General features: G+C 37.9%; 2 protein-coding genes and 1 pseudogene. 2 read left to right on the forward strand and 1 reads right to left on the reverse strand.

The genetic code is table 11. From position 1 onward, the window contains the following. Positions 1 to 394 precede the first annotated feature (394 nt). Both NXS07_RS19995 and NXS07_RS20000 read left to right on the forward strand, forming a co-directional pair. Positions 395 to 676: a type II toxin-antitoxin system TacA family antitoxin gene (locus NXS07_RS19995; RefSeq protein WP_038204938.1), complete on the forward strand. Its 282-nt coding sequence runs from the start codon at positions 395 to 397 to the stop codon at positions 674 to 676. A gap of 8 nt (positions 677 to 684) precedes the next feature. Next, entirely contained in the window at positions 685 to 1,188 is a 504-nt protein-coding gene (locus NXS07_RS20000) for a GNAT family N-acetyltransferase (protein ID WP_038197360.1), read from the forward strand. A gap of 115 nt (positions 1,189 to 1,303) precedes the next feature. Here NXS07_RS20000 and NXS07_RS20005 read toward each other — a convergent pair. Beyond that, positions 1,304 to 1,448, reverse strand: a pseudogene (locus NXS07_RS20005) (IS6 family transposase); the annotation flags it as partial.

The raw sequence follows: 1,448 nt of genomic DNA on the forward strand, positions 1-1,448 counted from the left end.
TCGGCTCAGGGGCATCGTTTGGAACTCGCGCAAAAACCGGGAAGTTTACCTGAAGTTCCGTTAATGCGACAGAACCAGCTGGCAACAGGTGATGCTGTCGATCCGGCGTGGGGTTAAACCTTGCGCGGCGAGCCGCTTGATGGTCACGTTTTTGTGCGTAATGATGGTGAAAGAGATGTACCGGCCATCATAATGTGACACTTTACAAGCGTTCCCTTTTGTAGAGCAGTTAGTAAGTAACATAGAGGGAACTTTACTGATTTTTCCGAATTCCAAGCGCACCCCTACTAGGCCAAATTTTAAATTTGTACTCACAATGCACTTACAAATTGACGATTAAGTAGACATCTAGTATGATGTCTTTATACGAAAAAATGTATTAAAGGTGATTCATATGACACATATCAAACTAGCTACAGAGCGATTACAATTTCGGGTTAATTCTGAAATTAAAGAGTCTATTCAATTAGCTGCATCAATCTTACGTGTGAATGTAACTGATTTTGTTACACAAACAGCAATGAAAGAAGCGCAAAGAGTAATCAATGAAAATGAAAGTCTCAAATTATCATATAGTGACAAAAAATTAATCTTGGATCTTTTAGATAATCCCCCTAAACCAAATGATAAGCTAAAAGCAGCGGCGATTTCAGCTTCTAAAAATTTTCAAGGATAAGTTAAGCCATGTTCATTGAGGAACTTATAGACAAGTCTCACAATCGAAAATCATTCAATTGCGGAGAACCCGCACTGAATGATTATCTACAAAAATTGGCACGGCAAGATACTAAGAATAACGTTAGTAAAACATATGTCGCAATTTCATCTAATGACTCAAATAAAAAGATTATTGGTTATTATACCGTTACGCCTTCATCTATAAATTTTGACGATCTTCCTAATAGTTTATCCAAAGGGTTAGCTAAGCGCGCTGTTCCAGTTTATTTACTATGCCGTTTAGCTATTGATGTACATTTTCAAAATAACGGATTTGGAGGGCAATTACTGATCTTAGCTGGTTATCGTTGCCTAAAAGTCGCTGAACAAATTGGGGGAATCGGACTATTTATCGAGGCTAAGAATCAAGCAGTAGCTAAATGGTATGAATCATTTGGAGCGATTCCATTATCTTCTGCGCAGAAGTTGATCATACCATTCGAAACAATTAAACAAGCTCTTAAAACATAATAATCCTCTCAACAATTTCAATCTACCCTAATTGAGGTTATGAAATGAAAGTGAGATACAAAGGTTCTGTCGCATTAGCAGAGAAAGTGCATCAAAAGATGAATACGATTATTTTTTATGCAGCGAGTTGATAGAAAAATTCGGCGGGTGAAATCGGACATTCCGGTTCTTGCGGATATTGTCCTTTACGTAACATATTAACCAGCTCAATGCCCGCTAATACGCTCTGCGTTCGCCTGAAATTTTTAAATCCCAGCATG

It is taken from the genome of Xenorhabdus bovienii (assembly GCF_024721015.1).
GTDB classification, from domain to species: Bacteria; Pseudomonadota; Gammaproteobacteria; order Enterobacterales; family Enterobacteriaceae; genus Xenorhabdus; species Xenorhabdus bovienii.

What these genes read in the sequence shown, in the direction of transcription:
- NXS07_RS19995 (WP_038204938.1), top strand. Translation starts at nt 395, where the DNA reads ATGACACATATCAAACTAGCTACAGAGCGATTACAATTTCGGGTTAAT.
- NXS07_RS20000 (WP_038197360.1), top strand. Translation starts at nt 685, where the DNA reads ATGTTCATTGAGGAACTTATAGACAAGTCTCACAATCGAAAATCATTC.